Raw genomic sequence first — 17,322 nt, forward strand, 5'->3', positions numbered from 1 at the left:
GAGTCAGTCCGATAGATCCTCGATGCTCGCGGCCGGTGCCGTGTCCATGACGCTTCGTGCGGCGCGTTTGGCGTTCGACCGGGAGGTGTACCCCTCGCCGCTGTCGGCGACGATGTTTCCGTTCCAGTGAACCAGCCGCCAGCGCCACTCGCCGGCGCGATCCTCGTAGACCTCGAATCGCCCGGTTCGACTGCTCCGTTCTCCCGCCCGTACCGTGACCGCGTCCCCGTCCGACTCGGACTCGACGTATTCGTCGCCGCTCTCCGCCTCGTCGCCGCTCTCGGCTGTCACGTCGCTCTCGATCGCTTCATCGTCGCTCTCACCCGTCTCGTCGTCGCCCGCGCTATCGCGGGCCTCACCGCCGTGCTCCTCGAATCGAATGCTCGAGTCCTCGGCGTCGTCCCACTCGAGTTCGAGTTCCAGTTCCGCGACGGGCGGTTCGGCGTCGGCGTCGCGTTCGACCTCGAACTCCGCGATCACCCGCGGCGGGATCGTGACGGTGGCGGTTCGATCGCCGTCGGTCAACTGCAGCGGCTGGTCGGCCGCCAGTGCGGTCGCGAACTCCCGGAGGACCGCGGCGAGTTCGTCCCGATCGTACGCGCGCTCGAGTTCGAACTCGTCGTCGAACTCGTCTTCACCTTCGTCGGTCGAATCGGCCATACGTCGCGTTCGACGGCCAGCGGGTTAGTGGTTGACGTGGCATCGGACGGCCGCCGCACTCGGAGAGCCGGTGCGTTTTTGTCGTCGCGCTGTCTTCGCTCGCTCGTGACTTCCCGCGACTGGCAGGCCGATCGGCGAGCCGTCTTCGACCGAGACGACCACACGTGTCGACACTGCGGTGCGGTCGGCGACGCGGCCGACCCGACGGATCTCCGAACGCACCCCGTCGGTGCCGTTCCGCTCGAGGGGACGGTCCACGAGAGCACGCTCGTGACCGTCTGTACCGATTGTCTCCCGTCGCTGTCCTCCTCGGCTTCGGCTGACCGCTCGCCTCCCGACCCGCCGGCGTCGCGGGACGCCCTCTTCGAGCACGTCCGCGAGACCACCCGCACGCAGGGTGGAGCCATCTCGGACGCCGCCTCGTTCGCGTCGATCGCGACGTCGCTCCCGACGACGATCGGCGACGCCGAACCGTCCGCAGACGGCGACACCGACGCCGAACCGTCCGCGGACTCCGACACGGCTGCGGAGTACCGCCGGATCCGTCAGGACGTCCTGCTCGCGGTCGACGTCGCCGATGCACACCTCGAGCGCCTCGCGGCGATCGACGACTCGGCGTTCGACGCCGACGTCGGGTCGTCGGTCGAGGCGTTCGACGCCGACGTCGGGTCGTCGGTCGAGGCGTTTTCGGCGTCGGCGACCGACCTGCAGTCGACCCTCCGAACCGTCGTCGACCGAGCCGAAACGGTCCCCGTCGGACTCGAGCGCTGTCACGGCTGTTTCGGCGCGCTCGAGGACGGACGCTGTTCGACCTGTCGGCTCGAGGCTCGTGAGACGACCGACTGGGAGCGAGAGAGCGGGGACCTCGCGCTCGAGCGGCTCTTTTCGGCCATCAACGACGAATTACAGGCGGCGTCCACGACGACGGAAGACCTGACCGATCGGGCGACGGCGCTCGCAGCACAGCTCTCGGACGCGTGAATCGGTCCCTGTTTTTTGAGGAATGTCCGGAGCGAGCGCGCTGCTCACGCTGGCGGCGATGAGTTCCACGTCTTCATCGAGCGCACTCTTCCGACCGAAAATTTCGATGAAAATCGAGTGTCGGATCGCGACGACGATCGACCGTTACAGCTGAGTTGTGGCCTCGAGCGCGATATCGATCGCGCGACCGACGTTGTTCTTGGCCTTGTCCGGGAGTTCGTCGTCCTCGGTGTCGGTGCCCTTCTGGGTGCCCTCGACGAGGTTGCCGTCGACGGTACAGATCGCGCCGGCGCGCAGCCCCTTGCGGCGGGCCAGCGAGAAGACGGCGGCGGCTTCCATCTCGACCGAGAGGAGACCGGCGTCCTCCCAGTCGTCGACGGCGTTGTCGGACTCGGCGTAGTAGGCGTCGTCGGAGGCGATCGGTCCGACGTGGACCTCCTCATCGTTGGCCTCTGCAGAGTCGACGAGCGCCGAGAGGACGTCGTAGTCCGGCACGGCGGGGTACTCGACGGCTTCGTAGCGTTTCGAGGTACCCTCGTTCTTCGCGGCGCCGGTCGCGACGATCATGTCGCCGATCTCGACGTCCGACTGGAGCGCGCCGGTCGTGCCGACGCGGATGAACGTCTCGACGCCGACGTTCGCCAGTTCCTCGACGGCGATGGCTGCGGACGGACAGCCGATACCGGTCGAGCAGATCGTCAGCTCCTGGCCCTCGTAGGTGGCGTTGACGACCTTGTACTCGCGATTTTCGGCGATCGTTTCGTGCTCGTCGCAGTGGCTCGCGATGCGGTCGACGCGACCGGGGTCGCCCGGAATGAGAACTCGGTCGGTCAGATCTCCGTCGTCTACCAGCAGGTGTGGCTGCGTTGCCATACCCCTCCGTTTCCGTGGCGGCGAGAAAAAAGGTTCGAGGACGGGTCCCGAGCGTCCGTCAGACAGACGATCTGCGTCGTCCCCGTCCCACCCACCGCGAGGTGCTGTCCAGCCGTCTTCGATCGGTCGATCAGTCCGTCAGTCGGACGGTCGGACCTCCACCTGGTCCGGCTCGACGGTCACCGTCACGTCGCCGACCGCGAACTCGACGGTGCCCGCCGCCCGACTGATCCCGCTGTGGGTCTCCGCGAAGAGGGCATCGAGTGCGTCGGGATCGATGTAGTCGTACAGCCGCGTACTGGTCGCTGCAACGTCTTCACCGTGAAACTCCGCCAGTGCGGTTGCAGTTGCGATACTCGGCGGTTCGTTCGTGTCTCGCTCGTACCGGACGCGATGTTTGAACTCGCATCCATGGGACTCGCTGATCCTTCGTTCCGTCATGTCTCTCCGTCACGTCTCCGTGACTTTCTATCCGAGTGACCAACGGCGTCGCCTATATAATTACCGTCAGACAACGGTGGGTGAGAACCGACCGACTGCGAAGGGGCCGGCTGCGAACCACCGTAATAAATGGATATCGATCACGATCGATCCGTGAGAAACCGCTCGACCTCGGCCGCCGTCGGCGCGCTCCGCGCCCCCTCTCGACTCGCAGTGAGCGCGCCGCAGGCGTTCGCGTACTCGACTGCTCGGTCGAACCCGCATCCCTCGAGTCGCGACGCGATGAACCCGGCCGCGAACGCGTCGCCCGCACCGGCGGTGTCCGTGGCCTCGATGGCGAACCCGGGGTGGGTGTACGTGCCGTCGGGGGTCCGCACCTCCGCGCCGTCGTCGCCGGACGTGATGGCGAGGATCCGATCGTCCGATCGGCGGTCGGGGTCGCCGTCGAGCGCCGTCGCCTCGCGGTCGGTGACGAAGAGCACGTTGGCCGCCGCGAGCGTCGCGCTGTAGTCGCGATCGCCGACCCGTCGGCCGGGGTCGAAACTGACGGTGACGCCGGCCTCCGAGGCGATGGTCGCGATGGTCCCGGCGGTTTCGGGGTGCTGGCTCGTGAGGTGAACGTGCTCGACCGACTCGATGCGAGAGGCGTCGAGATCCGACGGCCGAACGGCCTCGTTGACGCCGTCGTTGCCGAGGATCGACACCTCGCCCGTATCGTCGACCAGCAGGTACTTGACGGCCGTGTCGGCGCCCTCGACGACGTGCAGTCCCGACAGCGAGACGCCCGCGTCCTCGAGTTCGCGCCTGGCGAGCAGGCCGTTGTCGTCGTCGCCGACGCTCCCGATCAGCCCGGTCTCGACCTCGAGGCCGGTGAGGGCGGCGGCGACGTTCGCGGCGCTGCCGCCGCCGGACTGGCGCTGTGACCGGATCGTCGCCTCACCGTCGGCTTCAGGGAGTCGATCGACGCGCAACGTGACGTCCCAGTTGACGTGGCCGGCGGTGAGTACGGTGGGGACCATGCGATGCTAGCGGGAAGACGGTGCCCCCCGAAAAAAATCTAGGTGACGATAAACAGCAGGACGTTGTGGACGCCCGGGCCGAGTCCGATCGCGGCGACCAGTGCGAGGACCGTCCGCCCCTGCTGCGGGCGCTCCTCGACGTACTCCCTGAACAGGCCGACGATCACCAGCGCGAGGACGACTTTCACGAGGATAAACAGCCAGCCGGCGCCGATGTACTCGGCGGTCGGCAGCGACTCGCCGGCCTCGAGAAGCAGTCGCGAGAGCGGCACGTCCTCGCCCGCGCCGACGACGTCGAAACCGATGGCCGTCGAGACGCCGTCTAAGGTGTGTCCGAAGACGACGAGCGCGCCGGTGGCACCCGTCGTCGCGGCGACGTCGGTGAACCAGAGGCTGAGCGCGACCCAGGCGATCGCGGCGACGACGCCGGCGACGACGACGCTGATGACGGGCCAGAACGGTTCGAACGTTTCCTCCGTCCAGCCGATGTTGAGGATGATCATCGTGAAGACGGTGAAGAACGCGGTCCCGGCGATGCCGACGAACCGCTCGATCGTGGCCTGAAGGCCGCCCGCGTAGAGGAAGATACCGATGATCCAGGAGACGCCGGCGATAACCGCCGTGACGAGATAGACGGTCGGCGTCGCGAACAGTAGCTCGAGTTGGTCCGGATACGCCTCGAATCGATGAAGCACGTGTAAGGCGGAGCCGAACATCATCCACGGGACGAACGCAAGCACCGTCTGATCGGTCACCGGCGGTTCGAGCGCCCACAGCAGTGCGATGACCCCCGCCAGTACCACGAGAATCGGAACGAGGAGGTACCACGGCGGGAGCATGAACCCCTCGGGTAATACCATATGGGTAGTGGCACACACCAGTGACTAACACTTTCCGATTGTCAACGATTCGCTCGCGTGAAATTTTTTCCGCGCATCGGCGAGTAGTTACGGCGAGTCGGCGCCGGGACTGGCGAATGATGGCGACAGGCGCGGGTGCCAGCGAGGTGGGGCAACAGGTGCGACTGACAGTGACGGAACTGGTTTCGAGTGACAGCGCGCGTGACTGACGACGGGACAGCGAGCTACGGTTCCCACGGTTCGCCGGTCGTCTCGCCGAACAGCTCTCGCATCAGGATGACGATGCTCTCCGGGGGGAACTGACCGCGCTCGGTGACGATGGCGTCGACGTACCGCGGCGGCGTGACGTCGAAGGCGGGATTCTCGACCGTGACCCCTTCTCCGTCCTGCTCGCCGCCGATATCTGCTCGTTCCTCGTCCGAGACGACTTCGTTTTCGGCGCGCATCTCGATCTCGACGGTGTGCCCGGTCATCGTGTCCGGATGGAGCTTGATCGTCTGGGCGGCGACCATCACCGGCACGCCGCGCTCGCGGGCGTTGACCGCCAGCCCGCTGGTCCCGACCTTGTTGATCACGCTGCCGTCGGCCGCGATGCTGTCCGCGCCGACGAGTACGTGGTCCGCCTGATCCAGGTACCGGCGGGCCGCGTTGTCGACGATCAGCGTCACCGGGACGCCCGACTCCCGTAACTGTCGGGCCGTGATGTGGCCCTGTTTTCTCGGCCGGGTCTCCTTGACGATCGCCTCGATCTCCTTGCCGTCGTCGAGTGCGGCCTCGAGACAGGACAGCGCGTCCGTCGAGTGGCAGTGGGTCATCACCACGTCACCGTCGCGCAACCGGTTCGAGCCGATCTCGCCGAGTTTCGACTGAGCCTGGGCCAGATCCTGCTGGAACTCCTCGGCGCGGGCGACGGTCGACGATCGCAGTTCCGAGACGGTCTCGCCGCTCATCCCGCGGAGGACGTACCGAAGCGCGTTCGGCAGACTCACCGCGGTCGGACGAGTCTCGTAGAGCGTCTTCGCGGCGGCGCGGAGCTGACGCCGAAAGTCGTCCGGGCTCGCGGCCTCGGATCGTTCGGCCTGTCTCGCGAGCGCCTCGGCGGCCGCGTCGGCGATGGTCGCCGCCCCCCGAATCTCCATCTCGGCGATGTCGTCGGCGGTCGCCGCGACGTCCGGGTCGACGGCGGGTAGACTGTCGTCCATGCCAACCGGTTGCACTCGAGCGGCCAAAAGTGATCGGGCGGGTTTTTGACGGTCCGGCGAGTGCCTGCCCGTATGGACCGCAGTGAACTCGCGCCGTTGATCGATCACACCGTACTCGGCCCCGAGACGTCGATGGCCGACGTTCGTACCGTCCTCGACGCTGCCCAGGAGCACGGCATGAACGCCTGTATCCCGCCGTACGCGCTCGAAGAGGCCAACGACTACGCACCCGACGTGACGCTCGCGACGGTGATCGGCTTCCCCCACGGGCAGAACGACCACGACGTGAAGCGGCGGGAGGGCGTCCTCGCCTGGAAGGCCGGCGCGGACGAACTCGACGTCGTGATCAACATCGGCCGGCTGAAGGCGGGCGACAACGACGCCGTCAGGGCCGAACTGGCGGAACTCGTCGCCGCAGTCCCGATCCCCGTCAAAGTGATCATCGAGACCGCGCTGTTGACCGACGAGGAGAAACACCGGGCCTGCGAGGCCGCCGTCGCGGCCGACGCGTCGATGGTGAAGACCTCGACCGGCTTTGCGGAGGGCGGTGCGACTATCGAAGACGTCGAACTCATGAGCGAGTACCGTCCCGTCAAGGCCAGCGGCGGCGTCGGCAGCTACGACGAGGCGATGGCCATGCTCGAGGCCGGAGCCGAACGGATCGGAGCCTCGAGCGGGGTCGAGATTCTCGAGGGCGCGCCGGAGTAATTCTGAACGGTACGTCTACGAGCGGAGCCAGTTTCGAGGACTAGTTCTCGCCGATGATCCGATCGATCAGTTCGCTGTCGTCGCTCCCCAGCGCCGATCGCACCAGCAAGTGGCCCCCCAGGACCGAGGGACTGATCACCGCGTCCGCGCCGGCTCGCTCGAGTTTCTCGGTGTTCTCGCGGTCGGTCGCGGCGGCGACGATGCGAGTCTCGGGCGCGAGTTGCCGTGCGGTGAGAATCGAGAGCGCGTCCTCGGCGTCGTGGTTCGTGGCGACCAGAATCGCGCTCGCGCGATCGATCTTCCCCCGCTCGAGGGGATCCTCGTCGCTCGGATCGGCGGTGATCACCGCGATCCCCCGATCGGAGAGATCGGGCGCCATGTCCCGGTTGTTCGTCACGACGACGAACTCGCGCCCGTTGGACGCGAGTTCGTCGACGATCGGTTCCGTCAGTTCGCCGTAGCCGAGGACGAGGATGTGGTCCTCGAGGAGTTCGAGTTGTGAGTCTGTCATCTTTCCGAGTGTCTTCGTGATGCGAGATTGGATCGCCGGACCGACGAGCGCCCCGATGGCGATACCGAAACTGGCCACGCCGAGGACGAGGACGGACATCGTGAACAGCAACCCCTCGGTCGAGTTCGGATCCGGCGTAATGTCGCCGTAGCCGACCGTACTCGAGGTGATCAGCGTGAAGTAGAAGGCGTCGAGGAGGTTCTCGATGCCCTCGAAGTGCTCTCGGAGCGCGTACGCGCCGATGGTGCCGTACAACTGCACGCCCAGCAGCGCCGAACCGGCCGCGATCTGGGTTGTCCCGAGCGAGAGCGGTTTCGTGAACCGCTTGCGGGTGACCAGGAGGACCGGCATCGAGACGAGCGAGACGACGATCAGCGGTACCGAGTACGCGCTCGCCTGGAGGAGCCCCTGTGCCGCGGTCAAGGGGAGCAGGAGGAACGTCGCCCACCAGCCGACGCGGAGTCCGCGACGCAGTGCGAGTGCGCTACCGACCATCAGGAATCCCGTCAGCGCACCGGTAAAGCCGGCCGTATCCTGGACGGCCTCGGGGAGATACGGCGCGAGCGGACCGGAGACGACGTCGGTACCGATGTTGACGATCGCCGTTGCGACCGAGAGCAAGGCGACGATCAGCGCGAGTGCGACGGCTGCCCGGGTCGAGAGAATCCGTCGCCAGTTGTCGGGGAGTCGCTCGCGCCACGATCGAGCCTCGGACATACCCACCGGTCCGGGGCGGCGTTAGTTAACGGCACCGTCTTCGGTCGGTTTCATCGCGCCTCGAGGAACGCGTCGGCCGCGGCCTCGCCGTCGGCGTCCACCGATTCGACGACCTCGGGGCTGCGCTCGAGTCGGTACCGCGCCACCCGTGTCGGTACTCATTTATCGCTCCCGGGCCTGTCGCCGACAATGACGCTTCCGGTCGAAGTCCTGCTCGGGCTCTACCTCGGTCTCCTGACGGGGATCGTTCCCGCCTTCGTCGCCGGATCGCTCGGGTTTCTCGTCCGCTACTTTACGGGCGTCACGTTGCCCGGGTTCGGTGTCGTCGTCCTCGCGCTCTCGATCGCCAGCGTGCAGGGGGGCCTGCTGGGTCTCGTCGAACCCAATATCGCGCAGTCGCCGCGGCTGTTGGTGGCCGTCCTCGTCGTCCTCATGCTCGCGCTCTACGCGCACAATCAGGGCGACAAACTCGGCTCCGAACTTCCCCGCCGGCTCTCGCTCACCTCGATCCGCCAGCGAACGCTCTCGGCCGACGTCGTCGAACTCGTCGGGAATATGGGTCAGGTCACGGTCCGCCCCGTCGGCGAAATCCGCAACATGGAGGGCTATCCGCCCCTGTCGTCCGCGCTCAGCCAGACGCTGAAGAACGGCTCGTGGAAGCTCCCCGCCGACATCCCGCTCTCGGAACTCGAGGTCCGCCTCGAGGAACGCCTGCGGACGGACCACGATCTGGCAGACATCGACGTGACGATCGACGAACGGGCGCGCGCGACGATCACCGCAGCACCGCCGTCGGGCGGCCTGTCCCGTCGCGTTCCGGACGGCCAGCGCGCCGTCTCGCTCGCGACGCTGGTTCCGACGGGGCTGGCCCGCGGGGACGAGGTGGCCGTCAGCACCGGCGAGCGGACGGTTACCGGGTCGGTCCTGAGCGCCCGGACGGAGATCGACGAGGAACACGCCGAGAGCGCCGACGACGACGGTTCCGAAACGCCGGTCGCCGACGGTGACGCGGAAGCGGCCGAACCCGACCTCCCGGTGAGTCCGACCACCGCGAGCGCGGGCGGCGTCGGGCGCGTTACCGTCGCCGTCGCCCGCCGAGACGCCAAGTCGGTGCTCGAGGCCGAGACCCCGCGGATCCGGGTCCGATCGCGCGGCACCAGCCGCGAGTTCGAGGCGTTCGCGCTGGTCAGGCGGGCCGGGTACGCGATCCGCCGCGTCACCGTCGGCGCGACCGGCGCGAGCGATGCGACCGACGAGGCCGTTTCGTCCAGAGAAGTGACGCTACTCGCCGTTCGCCGGCAGGGGAGCGAGACGAGCGGTCGCCGCCACGGCTGGGTGTTCGGTCCCGGTATCGAACGGCGACTCGAGGCCGGCGACGAGGTGTTCGTCGCGGGACCCGAGACGTCGACCGAAGCGTTCGCGGAGGCGATCGCCAGATGAGCCTCGCGCTCGTCGACCCCGTCCTCGCACGGGCGGTCACGGACCCTGTTGTCGCACGGGTAGTCGCCGATCCCGCCGTCGCTCAGACGATCACCTCGGAGACGCTGCTGGACGTCGTCGTTCGCATCCTCGGGTTCGGACTGCTCGCCGCGGGAACGGCCGCGGGCGCGGCGTTCGTCTTCCGCTGGTACAGCGCCGACGAGATTCCGGAGGGAGTCGCGATCCTGCTCGGCGTCTCGATAGTCGCGATCTGGCTCAACACGAAGACGGCGCTTCAGGATGCGATCATCGGCGATACGGGAATGCTCGAGCCCAGTACTGCGGTCTACACCGTCGCGGCGTTCGTCGCGAGCGCGATCGCCGCCGACGCCGGCCGCCGACTGGGTGATCACCTCTCCCGGAACGTGTTCTCGATGACTGCGCCGCGGACGATGACGGAGGTCGGCCAACTCGTCCGGTCGGCCGGTCGCGTCGTCTCCGTCGAACTCCCGGAAACGATCGAAGACGTCGACGGCTACGATCCCGTCGACGCGTCGACGAAGGCGGAACTCGCGGGACAGACGTTCCTCCTCCCGCGGCGCCTCGCCGCCGATCAGTTGCGCGAGCGACTGGTCGACCGCCTCGAGCGCGATTACGGGATCGGTCACGTAGACGTCGAGTTCTCCGACGACGGCACGATCGACTATCTCGGCCTCGGCAGCCGGCCGGCCGGTATCGGCTCGACGCTGGCGCCGGGCAGCGTCGCCGTCGCGATTCGCGGCGACCCCGCACCCGACGCCAGTCCCGGCGACGCGGTTCGCATCTGGCGACGCGAGGGGGACTCGCTGCGACGGGTGACCGGGGGCGAACTTCGCGGGGTGGCCGACGACGTGGCCACCGTCGCCGTCGACGCCGACGACGCGCACGCGCTCGAGTCCGAGGCGTCCCACCGACTCGTCACGCTCCCGCGGAGTCCCGGCGCGGAGCGCGACCTCGTGTCCCTCCTGCGAGCGGCCGACGAGACGGTGACCACGCTGCCCGTCGCGGCCGGCGACGGACTCGAGGGGGCGACCGTCGGCTCGCTCCCGGTGCTCGTCGTCGCCGTCGAGCACGGCGAGTCGGCGTCCGACGCCGACGGCCACCTCGCGTTACCCGACGCGGAGACCCGACTCGAGGCCGGGGACACGGCGTACGTGCTGGGCCGTCCGGAGGCGCTGCGGCGGGTGTCCGAACTGGATCGGGAGTCGGCTACGGACCCGGAGGGTCGTTCCAGCGGGGAGTCGGTGCCGGAGTCATCGGCGAAGCGCACGCGGGAGCGGTAGCTACTTGCCCTCGGCACCGATACCGCCACGTATGCCCACGGAGTGGAAGCTCTTCGCCGACCTCGCGGAACGCGCAGGAGACAAACACGTCACCGTCGACGCGACGGCCGGTGACACCGTCGGAGACGCCCTCGAGGAACTCGTCGCGGATCGCCCCGATCTCGAGGGGCGCGTCCTGGAGGACGACGGGGACCTGCGTTCACAGATCAACGTGCTTCGCAACGGAACCAACGTCCTGGTCGAGGAGGAGGGGCTCGAGACGGTGCTCGAGGAGGGCGACGAACTGGCGCTGTTCCCGCCGGTCAGCGGCGGATAGCGCTCGACCGCGTCTCGTCCGCCTCACTCGTTTTCGGTCGGGTCTTCCGCGGAACCGATCTCGACCGTCACGCCGTTCGGTTCGTAGGCGTTCGCGGCGTACCCGCCCTCGTTCCAGGGGAACTCGTCGTTCTCGAGGGCCTCGCGCCAGGCGTCGGGCGCGGAAATGGTCGCCGGCTGTCGTCGGTCCAGTTCGTCGGTCGCACGCGATACCAGCGAGTGGCGTCCGGGCTCCGCGTTCCACTCGTACCGAAACAGCCGCCACGCGCCGGCGTAGTCGGGGCCGAACAGCTCCGCATCGTCCCACGTTTCGCCGCCGTCGGTCGAGATCTCTACGCGGTCGACCGCGTCGTCACCCGCCCAGGCGACGCCGCGGACCTCGACCGTCCCGTCCGCTCGCGGTGTTACGGGTGACTCCCCGTCCGGCGTCCCGATCACCGACATCACGTTCGCGTCGAACGTGTAGGGATGGTCGACCCCGCCCTCGAGTTGGTCCCACGTATCGACCGCCTCGATCGTCTCGTTCGTCGCGGGGTCGGTCTCTCGAGGGTGGATCCGGTACGCCTCCTGCTGCCAGTAGGCGTGCTCGCCCGGGCGGTCGAGCGAGCCCTGGACCACCATCGAGTCCGCGATTCGGAGTTCCTCGACCCACTTGACGTTGTTGACGCCGTACCAGCCGGGAACGATCAATCGAACCGGATAGCCGTGCTCCCGCGGGAGCGTCTCGCCGTTCATTTCGTAGGCGAGGATGCAGTCGTCGGTCGCTTTCTCGAGCGGGATCGACCGCGCGAAGACGTCGTCGTCGTCCGAGGGATCCCCGCCGACGGCGGTCAGCCACTTCCCCCCGGCGGACTCCACGCCGTGATCGCGGAGGATCGAGCTAAGGGAGGCGCCGGTCCAGAGGGCGGTGGCGGCGGCGTCGAAGCCCCACTGGACGCTTCCCGTTTCGGGATCGTGTTGCCCGCGGCCGTTCCCCGCACACTCCATCGTGTGGCCGACCGCGACGGTGGGGTACTCGTCCACGATCTCGCTCATCGAGAGCTCCGCCTCGACCCGTCCGGTGAGCGAGACGGTCCACGCGTCGACGTCGGCGTCCGGAATATCGTTCCGGTGGCAGACGAAGTGCTCCTCGATGGGCGTCAACCAGTTCGCGAAGGTTTCCCGCCGGGCCGCACCGACGACCGTGTACTTGTTCGCCTCGTCTCGCGCCGGTTTCACGCCGCCACCCTTCGCTTCCACTATCGCCTCGATTTCGTCGTGGCGGCTCTCCCGTGGGCTGTCAGCGACCATAACGTCTTGCTACACGATAGCGTGCGTCAAGTAGGGCTAACCCACCCATCAGTAGTCGTGAACGAGCGGCGATATCGAGACGGTTCGAAAATCCGGGTACTCGTTCGACGGTCGAGATCCCGTTGCGAGCGAGGCAGTCGGCCCATCGTCGCCCCGTCAGTCGGCGGTCAGATCGATCCCGAGGACGAAGTCCGGTTCCTCGGAGATCCCCGCTCCGGCGTAGGGAACGTCACAGACGTATCGGGCGGTTTCCGGAATCAGGACGCGCGTCTTATCGGCGCCGCAGTCGGCCGCGTCTCGAGCGATCGCCGCGAACAGCGAGCGGGCGGCCTCGACGTCCTCCCACGCGCCGACGCCGTACTCCGCCCACGTCTCGGTTTCGGGTTCGGTGTCGTCGCCGCTCGAGTCGGCGTCGTCACCGTTCCCGACGGTTCGCTCGTAGGTTCGGCTCCGGTAGGCCGTCCCCGCGAGTCCGTCCGCGTTCCGCACGGCGAAGACGGCCGACTCGTCGGCGAAGCGCTCGAAATCCTCGCGCGTGAGTTCGCGGACGGCCCACGATTCCTCGGGATCGAGTCCGAGACCGTTCAGCTGCTCGCGCGCGTCGCTGTGCGTCCAGTACCGCCAGGCGGCCGTCGGATCGCTCGAGACCCGATTCCGACCCTCGGCGTCGGGATCGGGGTCGGGATGGGCGAACCGGAACTCGGTGATCGGGTCGTAGCCGCTCGCGCGGGCGGCCCCGATCGAGACCGCGTTCCACGAGAAGATCATGATCCGGCCGACCGTCGCACCCCGTTCGCGAGCCCACTCGAAGCAGGCCTCGGTCAGCCGGTGGCTCACGCCCCGGCGCCGGTGGTCGGCCGAGACGCGCATCCCCTGAAACCAGGCCTCGTCGGGGGTGAGCATGACGGCCTGGACGATGCCCGCGGCCTCGCCGTCGACCGTCGCGAGGAACGTCTTCCTGTCCTCGTCGTCTTCGTCCTCGAGCCAGTCGTGGTAGATCTCCGGGATGTAGTCGCCGCCGCGATCCGGCCAGATGTCGCTCGTGAAGTCGACTACGGCCTCGTAGTCGTCGTGGGTCGCCCGGCGGATCTCGAGCGCCGAACCGATATCTAGATCGGGAACCATCGTCAGTTGAACAGCCCCATCTGCGGGAGCGGACGGGAAAGCACTTTACAGATCGGATCGTCGTGTCGCGAGTTCGTCCACCCGTTGCGGTGGCGCGCACTGTATCTCGGTGAGGCGTATGAGGTCGAACGGAGTGAGACCTCGCACGCCGAACCGCGGTACGGAGCTGTGCGAGGGATGAGCGAGTGACTGAAAGGAACGAGCGAATCGGTTGGGGAGGGCGTGGAGTTCACCGTTGCCAGCGCGAGCAGCACGTCCGTCTTCGTATCACCGCGTGTAGAACGCTCGACTCTGTACATCTTCCGTCAGAACAATAAGCCACGACCATTCGACTCACGGCAGCAGCCGTGTCAAATCGGTTCGACGCGCTACTTCGAAACGACCCGTCTCGATTACTCCCAGGGAACCGACCGCTCCTGCATCTCGCCGGCCAGCGAGGTCCCCATCGCCTCCTCGACGTCATCGCTGTGCTCGAGCGCCCACATCAGCTTCACCTTCGCCGTCCCGGGCAGGGTGTCGCCGGCCTCGACGACGCCCGCCTCGAGCAGGTCCCGACCCGTATCGTAGACCCGGTCACAGACCCGCCCCTCGAGACACTGACTCGTCATGACGACAGTCGTCCCGTCCTCGATCAACTCCTCGATGCGGGGGATCAGGTCGGTGTGGACGTGGCCGAGGCCGGTGCCTTCGATGACCAGGCCCGCCGACCCCTCGACGACGTCGAGGAAGGCGGGGTCCATCCCGGGCGTGAACTTGAGGAGTTCGACGTCGCTCTCGAGGGCGTCGGCGAGGTCGAGTGCAGTGTTACCACGTTCCTGATACTCGCGCCGGAACGTAACCTCCTCCGTCTCGTAGTCGACCTCGCCCAGCGGTTCCGCGCCGACGGTCTCGAAGGCGTCGCGTCGGGAGGTGTGGTTCTTCCGAACGCGCGTCCCGCGGTGGAGCGCACAGTCGTCGTCGCTCTCGGAGGCGTGCATACAGACCAGCACCTCCGCGCAGTCGCTCTTGGCCGTCTCGACGGCCGAGACGGCGTTCATCACGTTGTCAGAGGAGGGCCGGTCGGCCGAGCGCTGGGAACCGGTGAAGACGATCGGAACCGGCGTCTCGAGCATGAACGCGAGCGCCGACGCGGAGTACTGCATCGTGTCGGTGCCGTGCATGACGACGACGCCGTCGGCGCCGGCCTCGATCTCCTCGTAGACGGCCCGCGCGAGGTCCTGCCAGAGCGGCGGTTCCATGTTCTCCGAGAGGATGTTGGCGACGACTCTCCCGCGGTAGTTCGCGCGGCCGGCGAGGTCCGGCACCGCGCGCAGGACGTCCTCGGCGTCGAACTGGGCCGTCACGGCGCCCGTGCGATAGTCGACCGTCGACGCGATCGTCCCGCCCGTCGAGATGAGCGAAATCGTCGGTAGCTCGTCGTCGAACTCGATCTCGGAGACGCTCTCGTCGTCGCCCGCGGCGTCTCCGTCGATCTCGTAGACGTCCTCCGCGAGCAGTTCGACGTCGGCGCCGTCTCGGTCGACGCCGACGTTGTAGCCGCCCTCGAGTTTGACGACGAGGTGATCGTCGGTACTCGAGGGGAGCAACACGCCTTCGTACGTGCGATCCGCGCGGTCGACGCGAACGCGATCGCCTGGGTTCATGTGGTGGCGTTGCGCGCCGTCGGACTTGAAGGCACCCTTTCAGATGTCTCGTTCTCTGTCTCGAGTTTACGTACTCGTTGGGCGTACTTATCGGTCGAATTTTCGTCGTGGGTGCGATGAAGACGAGCGTTTCTGCTACGCTGGCGGCGGTGATTACCACGTCCTCCCCAACCAATTCGCTCACTGTGTTCGCTCATCCCTCGCGCGTCGTCATCGACCGTCCTCGCTCTCGCTCGGCCGGTCGACAGCGCGCGCCACTGCATGTGGGTCGGTCGGTCCGAAATGGTATGTACATCTCTTGTCCTGTCCATCTTCATTCGTTCGAGAGCAAACTGACGAGAGAGGGACCCGGTTCGCTTCCCCTCGCCAGTGCACCGGCCGCCCTCGAGACCCTTTCACACGAAGTACGGCCGGGATTCGTCGCGCTTTTGGCCCGCGAGGTCGGAGAGAGTGGTAAGCGAATGGCCCGGTATCACATCGAGACGTACGGCTGTACGTCCAACCGCGGGGAGAGCCGCGAAATCGAGCGACGGCTCCGCGATGCGGGCCACTACCGAGTCGACGGGGCCGACGAGGCCGACGTCGCCATTCTGAACACCTGTACCGTCGTCGAGAAGACCGAGCGGAACATGCTTCGTCGGGCCGCGGAACTGGCCGACGAGACCGCGGACCTGTTCATCACGGGCTGTATGGCCCTCGCACAGGGCGAGGAGTTCGCCCGGGCCGACGTCGACGGGCAGGTCCTTCACTGGGACGAGGTACCGGAGGCCGTCACGAACGGCGAGTGTCCGACGACGACGCCCGACGCCGAGCCCATTCTGGACGGCGTCGTCGGCATCCTCCCCATCGCGCGGGGCTGCATGTCCGACTGCTCGTACTGCATCACCAAGCAGGCGACGGGCAAGATCGAGTCGCCGCCGATCGAGGAAAACGTCGCGAAGGCACGCGCGCTGATCCACGCGGGCGCGAAGGAGATCCGGATCACGGGTCAGGACACCGGCGTCTACGGCTGGGACGAGGGCGAGCGGAAGCTGCACCGGCTGCTCGAGGAAATCTGCGAGATCGACGGCGAGTTCCGCGTTCGCGTGGGCATGGCCAACCCGAAGGGCGTCCACGGCATCCGCGAGGAGCTGGCCGACGTCTTCGCTGAATACGACGAACTCTACGACTTCCTGCACGCGCCCGTCCAGTCCGGCAGCGACGACGTGCTCGGCGATATGCGCCGCCAGCACCAGGTCGAGGAGTATCTCGAGGTCGTCGAGACGTTCGACGACCGCCTCGACTACTGGACGCTCTCGACTGACTTCATCGTCGGCTTCCCGACCGAGACGGACCGCGACCACGAGCAGTCGATGGCTCTGCTGCGCGAGACGCGCCCGGAGAAGGTCAACGTCACCCGATTCTCGAAGCGGCCGGGCACCGACGCCGCCGAGATGAAGGGTCTCGGCGGGACGCTCAAGAAGGAACGGTCGAAGGAGATGAGCGCGGCGAAACGCGACATCGTCGGCGAGGCGTACGCCGACATTGTCGGCGAGACGCGCGAAGACGTGCTGGTCGTCGAGGAGGGGACCGCCGACTCGGTGAAGTGCCGGGACTCGGCCTATCGCCAGCTCATCGTCCAGAACGCGGGCGAGTACGGCCTCGAGCCCGGCGACTTCGTCGACCTCGAGGTGACGGCGCACGAGACGATGTACGCCTTCGGAAAGCCGGTGTAGGGCGGTTTGCGGCTCGTGTTTCCTCAGAGATCGTCGATAGCCGCTTCGATCTCCTCGCGCGGGAGCGGCGAGATCCAGTCGTCCGCGACGAACGCGTACCGCACCTCCCGGTCGGCGTCGAGGACGAACGCGGACCGCCACGGCGTCGAGACGTTGGCCATGTGATCGCGGTCGGCGAGCAGGTCGAGCGACTCGCTCACCGCGCCGTCGACGTCCGCGAAGAAGCGGAACGCGGGCTCGTCCAGCCAGCGCAGGAACTCGTTTTGCGCGTAGGGACCGTCGCGGCTCACGCCCAGCACCGACACGTCCTCGAACTCGCCCCAGCCGGCGCGAACGAACTGTTTCCACCAGTTCTGTGCGATCGCGCTGAACGCGAAGCCGGTACAGATCAGAACGCCGCCCCGATCCCCGAGCGCTTCGGAGAGCGCCGTCGAGCGAAACGTCTCGCCGTCGCACAGCAGTGCCTCGAACGCCGGAACGGTGTCGCCCTCGGTCGGTGGCATACCTCGATTCCCCCGCGA

At 67.4% G+C, this 17,322-nt stretch carries 17 protein-coding genes; 6 read left to right on the forward strand and 11 right to left on the reverse strand.

Annotation, left to right across the window (positions count from 1 at the left end):
- Positions 1-3 precede the first annotated feature (3 nt).
- Positions 4-660, reverse strand: a complete 657-nt coding sequence (locus ACSFC7_RS07905) for an amphi-Trp domain-containing protein (protein WP_436347167.1) — start codon at positions 658-660, stop codon at positions 4-6.
- A 105-nt stretch (positions 661-765) separates the two neighbouring features.
- Between ACSFC7_RS07905 and ACSFC7_RS07910 the strand changes: the two genes are divergently transcribed.
- Positions 766-1,641, forward strand: a complete 876-nt coding sequence (locus ACSFC7_RS07910; RefSeq protein WP_436347168.1) for an HNH endonuclease — start codon at positions 766-768, stop codon at positions 1,639-1,641.
- A 144-nt stretch (positions 1,642-1,785) separates the two neighbouring features.
- Here the strand turns inward: ACSFC7_RS07910 and ACSFC7_RS07915 are convergent, their stop codons facing one another.
- The 5 genes from ACSFC7_RS07915 to ACSFC7_RS07935 form a co-directional block, all read right to left on the reverse strand.
- A complete protein-coding gene (locus ACSFC7_RS07915; protein WP_436347169.1) occupies positions 1,786-2,514 on the reverse strand; it encodes a nucleoside phosphorylase in 729 nt (242 codons plus the stop codon).
- A gap of 138 nt (positions 2,515-2,652) precedes the next feature.
- Positions 2,653-2,955: a HalOD1 output domain-containing protein gene (locus ACSFC7_RS07920; RefSeq protein ID WP_436347170.1), complete on the reverse strand. Its 303-nt coding sequence runs from the start codon at positions 2,953-2,955 to the stop codon at positions 2,653-2,655.
- A 140-nt stretch (positions 2,956-3,095) separates the two neighbouring features.
- Entirely contained in the window at positions 3,096-3,974 is an 879-nt protein-coding gene (locus ACSFC7_RS07925; RefSeq protein ID WP_436347171.1) for a carbohydrate kinase family protein, read from the reverse strand.
- A gap of 38 nt (positions 3,975-4,012) precedes the next feature.
- Entirely contained in the window at positions 4,013-4,834 is an 822-nt protein-coding gene (locus ACSFC7_RS07930) for a DUF63 family protein (protein ID WP_436347172.1), read from the reverse strand.
- Between the two features lie 224 nt (positions 4,835-5,058).
- Positions 5,059-6,036: a ribose 1,5-bisphosphate isomerase gene (locus tag ACSFC7_RS07935; protein WP_436347173.1), complete on the reverse strand. Its 978-nt coding sequence runs from the start codon at positions 6,034-6,036 to the stop codon at positions 5,059-5,061.
- Between the two features lie 72 nt (positions 6,037-6,108).
- Between ACSFC7_RS07935 and deoC the strand changes: the two genes are divergently transcribed.
- On the forward strand, positions 6,109-6,744 hold the full coding sequence (gene deoC / locus ACSFC7_RS07940) for a deoxyribose-phosphate aldolase (protein ID WP_436347174.1): 636 nt from the start codon (positions 6,109-6,111) through the stop codon (positions 6,742-6,744).
- Positions 6,745-6,784: 40 nt separating this feature from the next.
- Here the strand turns inward: deoC and ACSFC7_RS07945 are convergent, their stop codons facing one another.
- Positions 6,785-7,972 carry an NAD-binding protein gene (locus tag ACSFC7_RS07945; RefSeq protein WP_436347175.1) on the reverse strand — a complete coding sequence of 396 codons (1,188 nt, stop codon included), beginning with the start codon at positions 7,970-7,972 and terminating at the stop codon, positions 6,785-6,787.
- Between the two features lie 189 nt (positions 7,973-8,161).
- Here ACSFC7_RS07945 and ACSFC7_RS07950 point away from each other — a divergent pair, with 189 nt between their 5' ends.
- The 3 genes from ACSFC7_RS07950 to ACSFC7_RS07960 are packed head-to-tail and all read left to right on the forward strand — an operon-like array spanning position 8,162 to position 11,029.
- Positions 8,162-9,412, forward strand: coding sequence for a potassium transporter TrkA (locus tag ACSFC7_RS07950; protein WP_436347176.1), 1,251 nt, complete (start codon positions 8,162-8,164; stop codon positions 9,410-9,412).
- On the forward strand, positions 9,409-10,713 hold the full coding sequence (locus tag ACSFC7_RS07955) for a TrkA C-terminal domain-containing protein (RefSeq protein ID WP_436347177.1): 1,305 nt from the start codon (positions 9,409-9,411) through the stop codon (positions 10,711-10,713). Before ACSFC7_RS07950 ends, ACSFC7_RS07955 begins: the two co-directional genes overlap by 4 nt.
- A 31-nt stretch (positions 10,714-10,744) precedes the next feature.
- Complete coding sequence (locus ACSFC7_RS07960; protein ID WP_436347178.1) at positions 10,745-11,029, forward strand: ubiquitin-like small modifier protein 1; 285 nt, start codon at positions 10,745-10,747, stop codon at positions 11,027-11,029.
- A gap of 23 nt (positions 11,030-11,052) precedes the next feature.
- Here ACSFC7_RS07960 and ACSFC7_RS07965 read toward each other — a convergent pair whose 3' ends face one another.
- The 3 genes from ACSFC7_RS07965 to gatD all read right to left on the reverse strand — a co-directional run bounded on the left by ACSFC7_RS07965 (position 11,053) and on the right by gatD (position 15,086).
- The gene (locus ACSFC7_RS07965) at positions 11,053-12,318 is read right to left on the reverse strand and encodes a sulfite oxidase (RefSeq protein ID WP_436347179.1); all 1,266 of its coding nucleotides are present in this window, start codon (positions 12,316-12,318) and stop codon (positions 11,053-11,055) included.
- Between the two features lie 156 nt (positions 12,319-12,474).
- A complete protein-coding gene (locus ACSFC7_RS07970) occupies positions 12,475-13,443 on the reverse strand; it encodes an N-acetyltransferase family protein (RefSeq protein WP_436347180.1) in 969 nt (322 codons plus the stop codon).
- A gap of 392 nt (positions 13,444-13,835) precedes the next feature.
- A complete protein-coding gene (gatD, locus tag ACSFC7_RS07975) occupies positions 13,836-15,086 on the reverse strand; it encodes a Glu-tRNA(Gln) amidotransferase subunit GatD (RefSeq protein WP_436347181.1) in 1,251 nt (416 codons plus the stop codon).
- A gap of 461 nt (positions 15,087-15,547) precedes the next feature.
- On the opposite strand from gatD, the gene ACSFC7_RS07980 reads away from it, so the two are divergent.
- On the forward strand, positions 15,548-16,801 hold the full coding sequence (locus ACSFC7_RS07980; RefSeq protein ID WP_436347182.1) for a tRNA (N(6)-L-threonylcarbamoyladenosine(37)-C(2))-methylthiotransferase: 1,254 nt from the start codon (positions 15,548-15,550) through the stop codon (positions 16,799-16,801).
- Positions 16,802-16,824: 23 nt separating this feature from the next.
- On the opposite strand, the gene ACSFC7_RS07985 is transcribed toward ACSFC7_RS07980, so the two are convergent.
- Positions 16,825-17,304, reverse strand: a complete 480-nt coding sequence (locus tag ACSFC7_RS07985) for a redoxin domain-containing protein (RefSeq protein WP_436347183.1) — start codon at positions 17,302-17,304, stop codon at positions 16,825-16,827.
- Positions 17,305-17,322: the final 18 nt, after the last annotated feature.

It is taken from the genome of Natronorubrum halobium, from assembly GCF_051351675.1.
Taxonomy (GTDB): Archaea; Halobacteriota; Halobacteria; order Halobacteriales; family Natrialbaceae; genus Natronorubrum.

Bases quoted from the DNA above. Each gene is read 5' to 3' on its own strand.
- ACSFC7_RS07935 (WP_436347173.1), bottom strand. From the start codon at position 6,036: ATGGACGACAGTCTACCCGCCGTCGACCCGGACGTCGCGGCGACCGCC.
- ACSFC7_RS07925 (WP_436347171.1), bottom strand. From the start codon at position 3,974: ATGGTCCCCACCGTACTCACCGCCGGCCACGTCAACTGGGACGTCACG.
- ACSFC7_RS07930 (WP_436347172.1), bottom strand. From the start codon at position 4,834: ATGGTATTACCCGAGGGGTTCATGCTCCCGCCGTGGTACCTCCTCGTT.
- ACSFC7_RS07980 (WP_436347182.1), top strand. From the start codon at position 15,548: ATGGCCCGGTATCACATCGAGACGTACGGCTGTACGTCCAACCGCGGG.
- ACSFC7_RS07985 (WP_436347183.1), bottom strand. From the start codon at position 17,304: ATGCCACCGACCGAGGGCGACACCGTTCCGGCGTTCGAGGCACTGCTG.
- gatD (WP_436347181.1), bottom strand. From the start codon at position 15,086: ATGAACCCAGGCGATCGCGTTCGCGTCGACCGCGCGGATCGCACGTAC.
- ACSFC7_RS07915 (WP_436347169.1), bottom strand. From the start codon at position 2,514: ATGGCAACGCAGCCACACCTGCTGGTAGACGACGGAGATCTGACCGAC.
- ACSFC7_RS07920 (WP_436347170.1), bottom strand. From the start codon at position 2,955: ATGACGGAACGAAGGATCAGCGAGTCCCATGGATGCGAGTTCAAACAT.
- ACSFC7_RS07905 (WP_436347167.1), bottom strand. From the start codon at position 660: ATGGCCGATTCGACCGACGAAGGTGAAGACGAGTTCGACGACGAGTTC.
- ACSFC7_RS07970 (WP_436347180.1), bottom strand. From the start codon at position 13,443: ATGGTTCCCGATCTAGATATCGGTTCGGCGCTCGAGATCCGCCGGGCG.
- ACSFC7_RS07960 (WP_436347178.1), top strand. From the start codon at position 10,745: ATGCCCACGGAGTGGAAGCTCTTCGCCGACCTCGCGGAACGCGCAGGA.
- ACSFC7_RS07945 (WP_436347175.1), bottom strand. From the start codon at position 7,972: ATGTCCGAGGCTCGATCGTGGCGCGAGCGACTCCCCGACAACTGGCGA.
- ACSFC7_RS07955 (WP_436347177.1), top strand. From the start codon at position 9,409: ATGAGCCTCGCGCTCGTCGACCCCGTCCTCGCACGGGCGGTCACGGAC.
- ACSFC7_RS07950 (WP_436347176.1), top strand. From the start codon at position 8,162: ATGACGCTTCCGGTCGAAGTCCTGCTCGGGCTCTACCTCGGTCTCCTG.
- deoC (WP_436347174.1), top strand. From the start codon at position 6,109: ATGGACCGCAGTGAACTCGCGCCGTTGATCGATCACACCGTACTCGGC.
- ACSFC7_RS07965 (WP_436347179.1), bottom strand. From the start codon at position 12,318: ATGGTCGCTGACAGCCCACGGGAGAGCCGCCACGACGAAATCGAGGCG.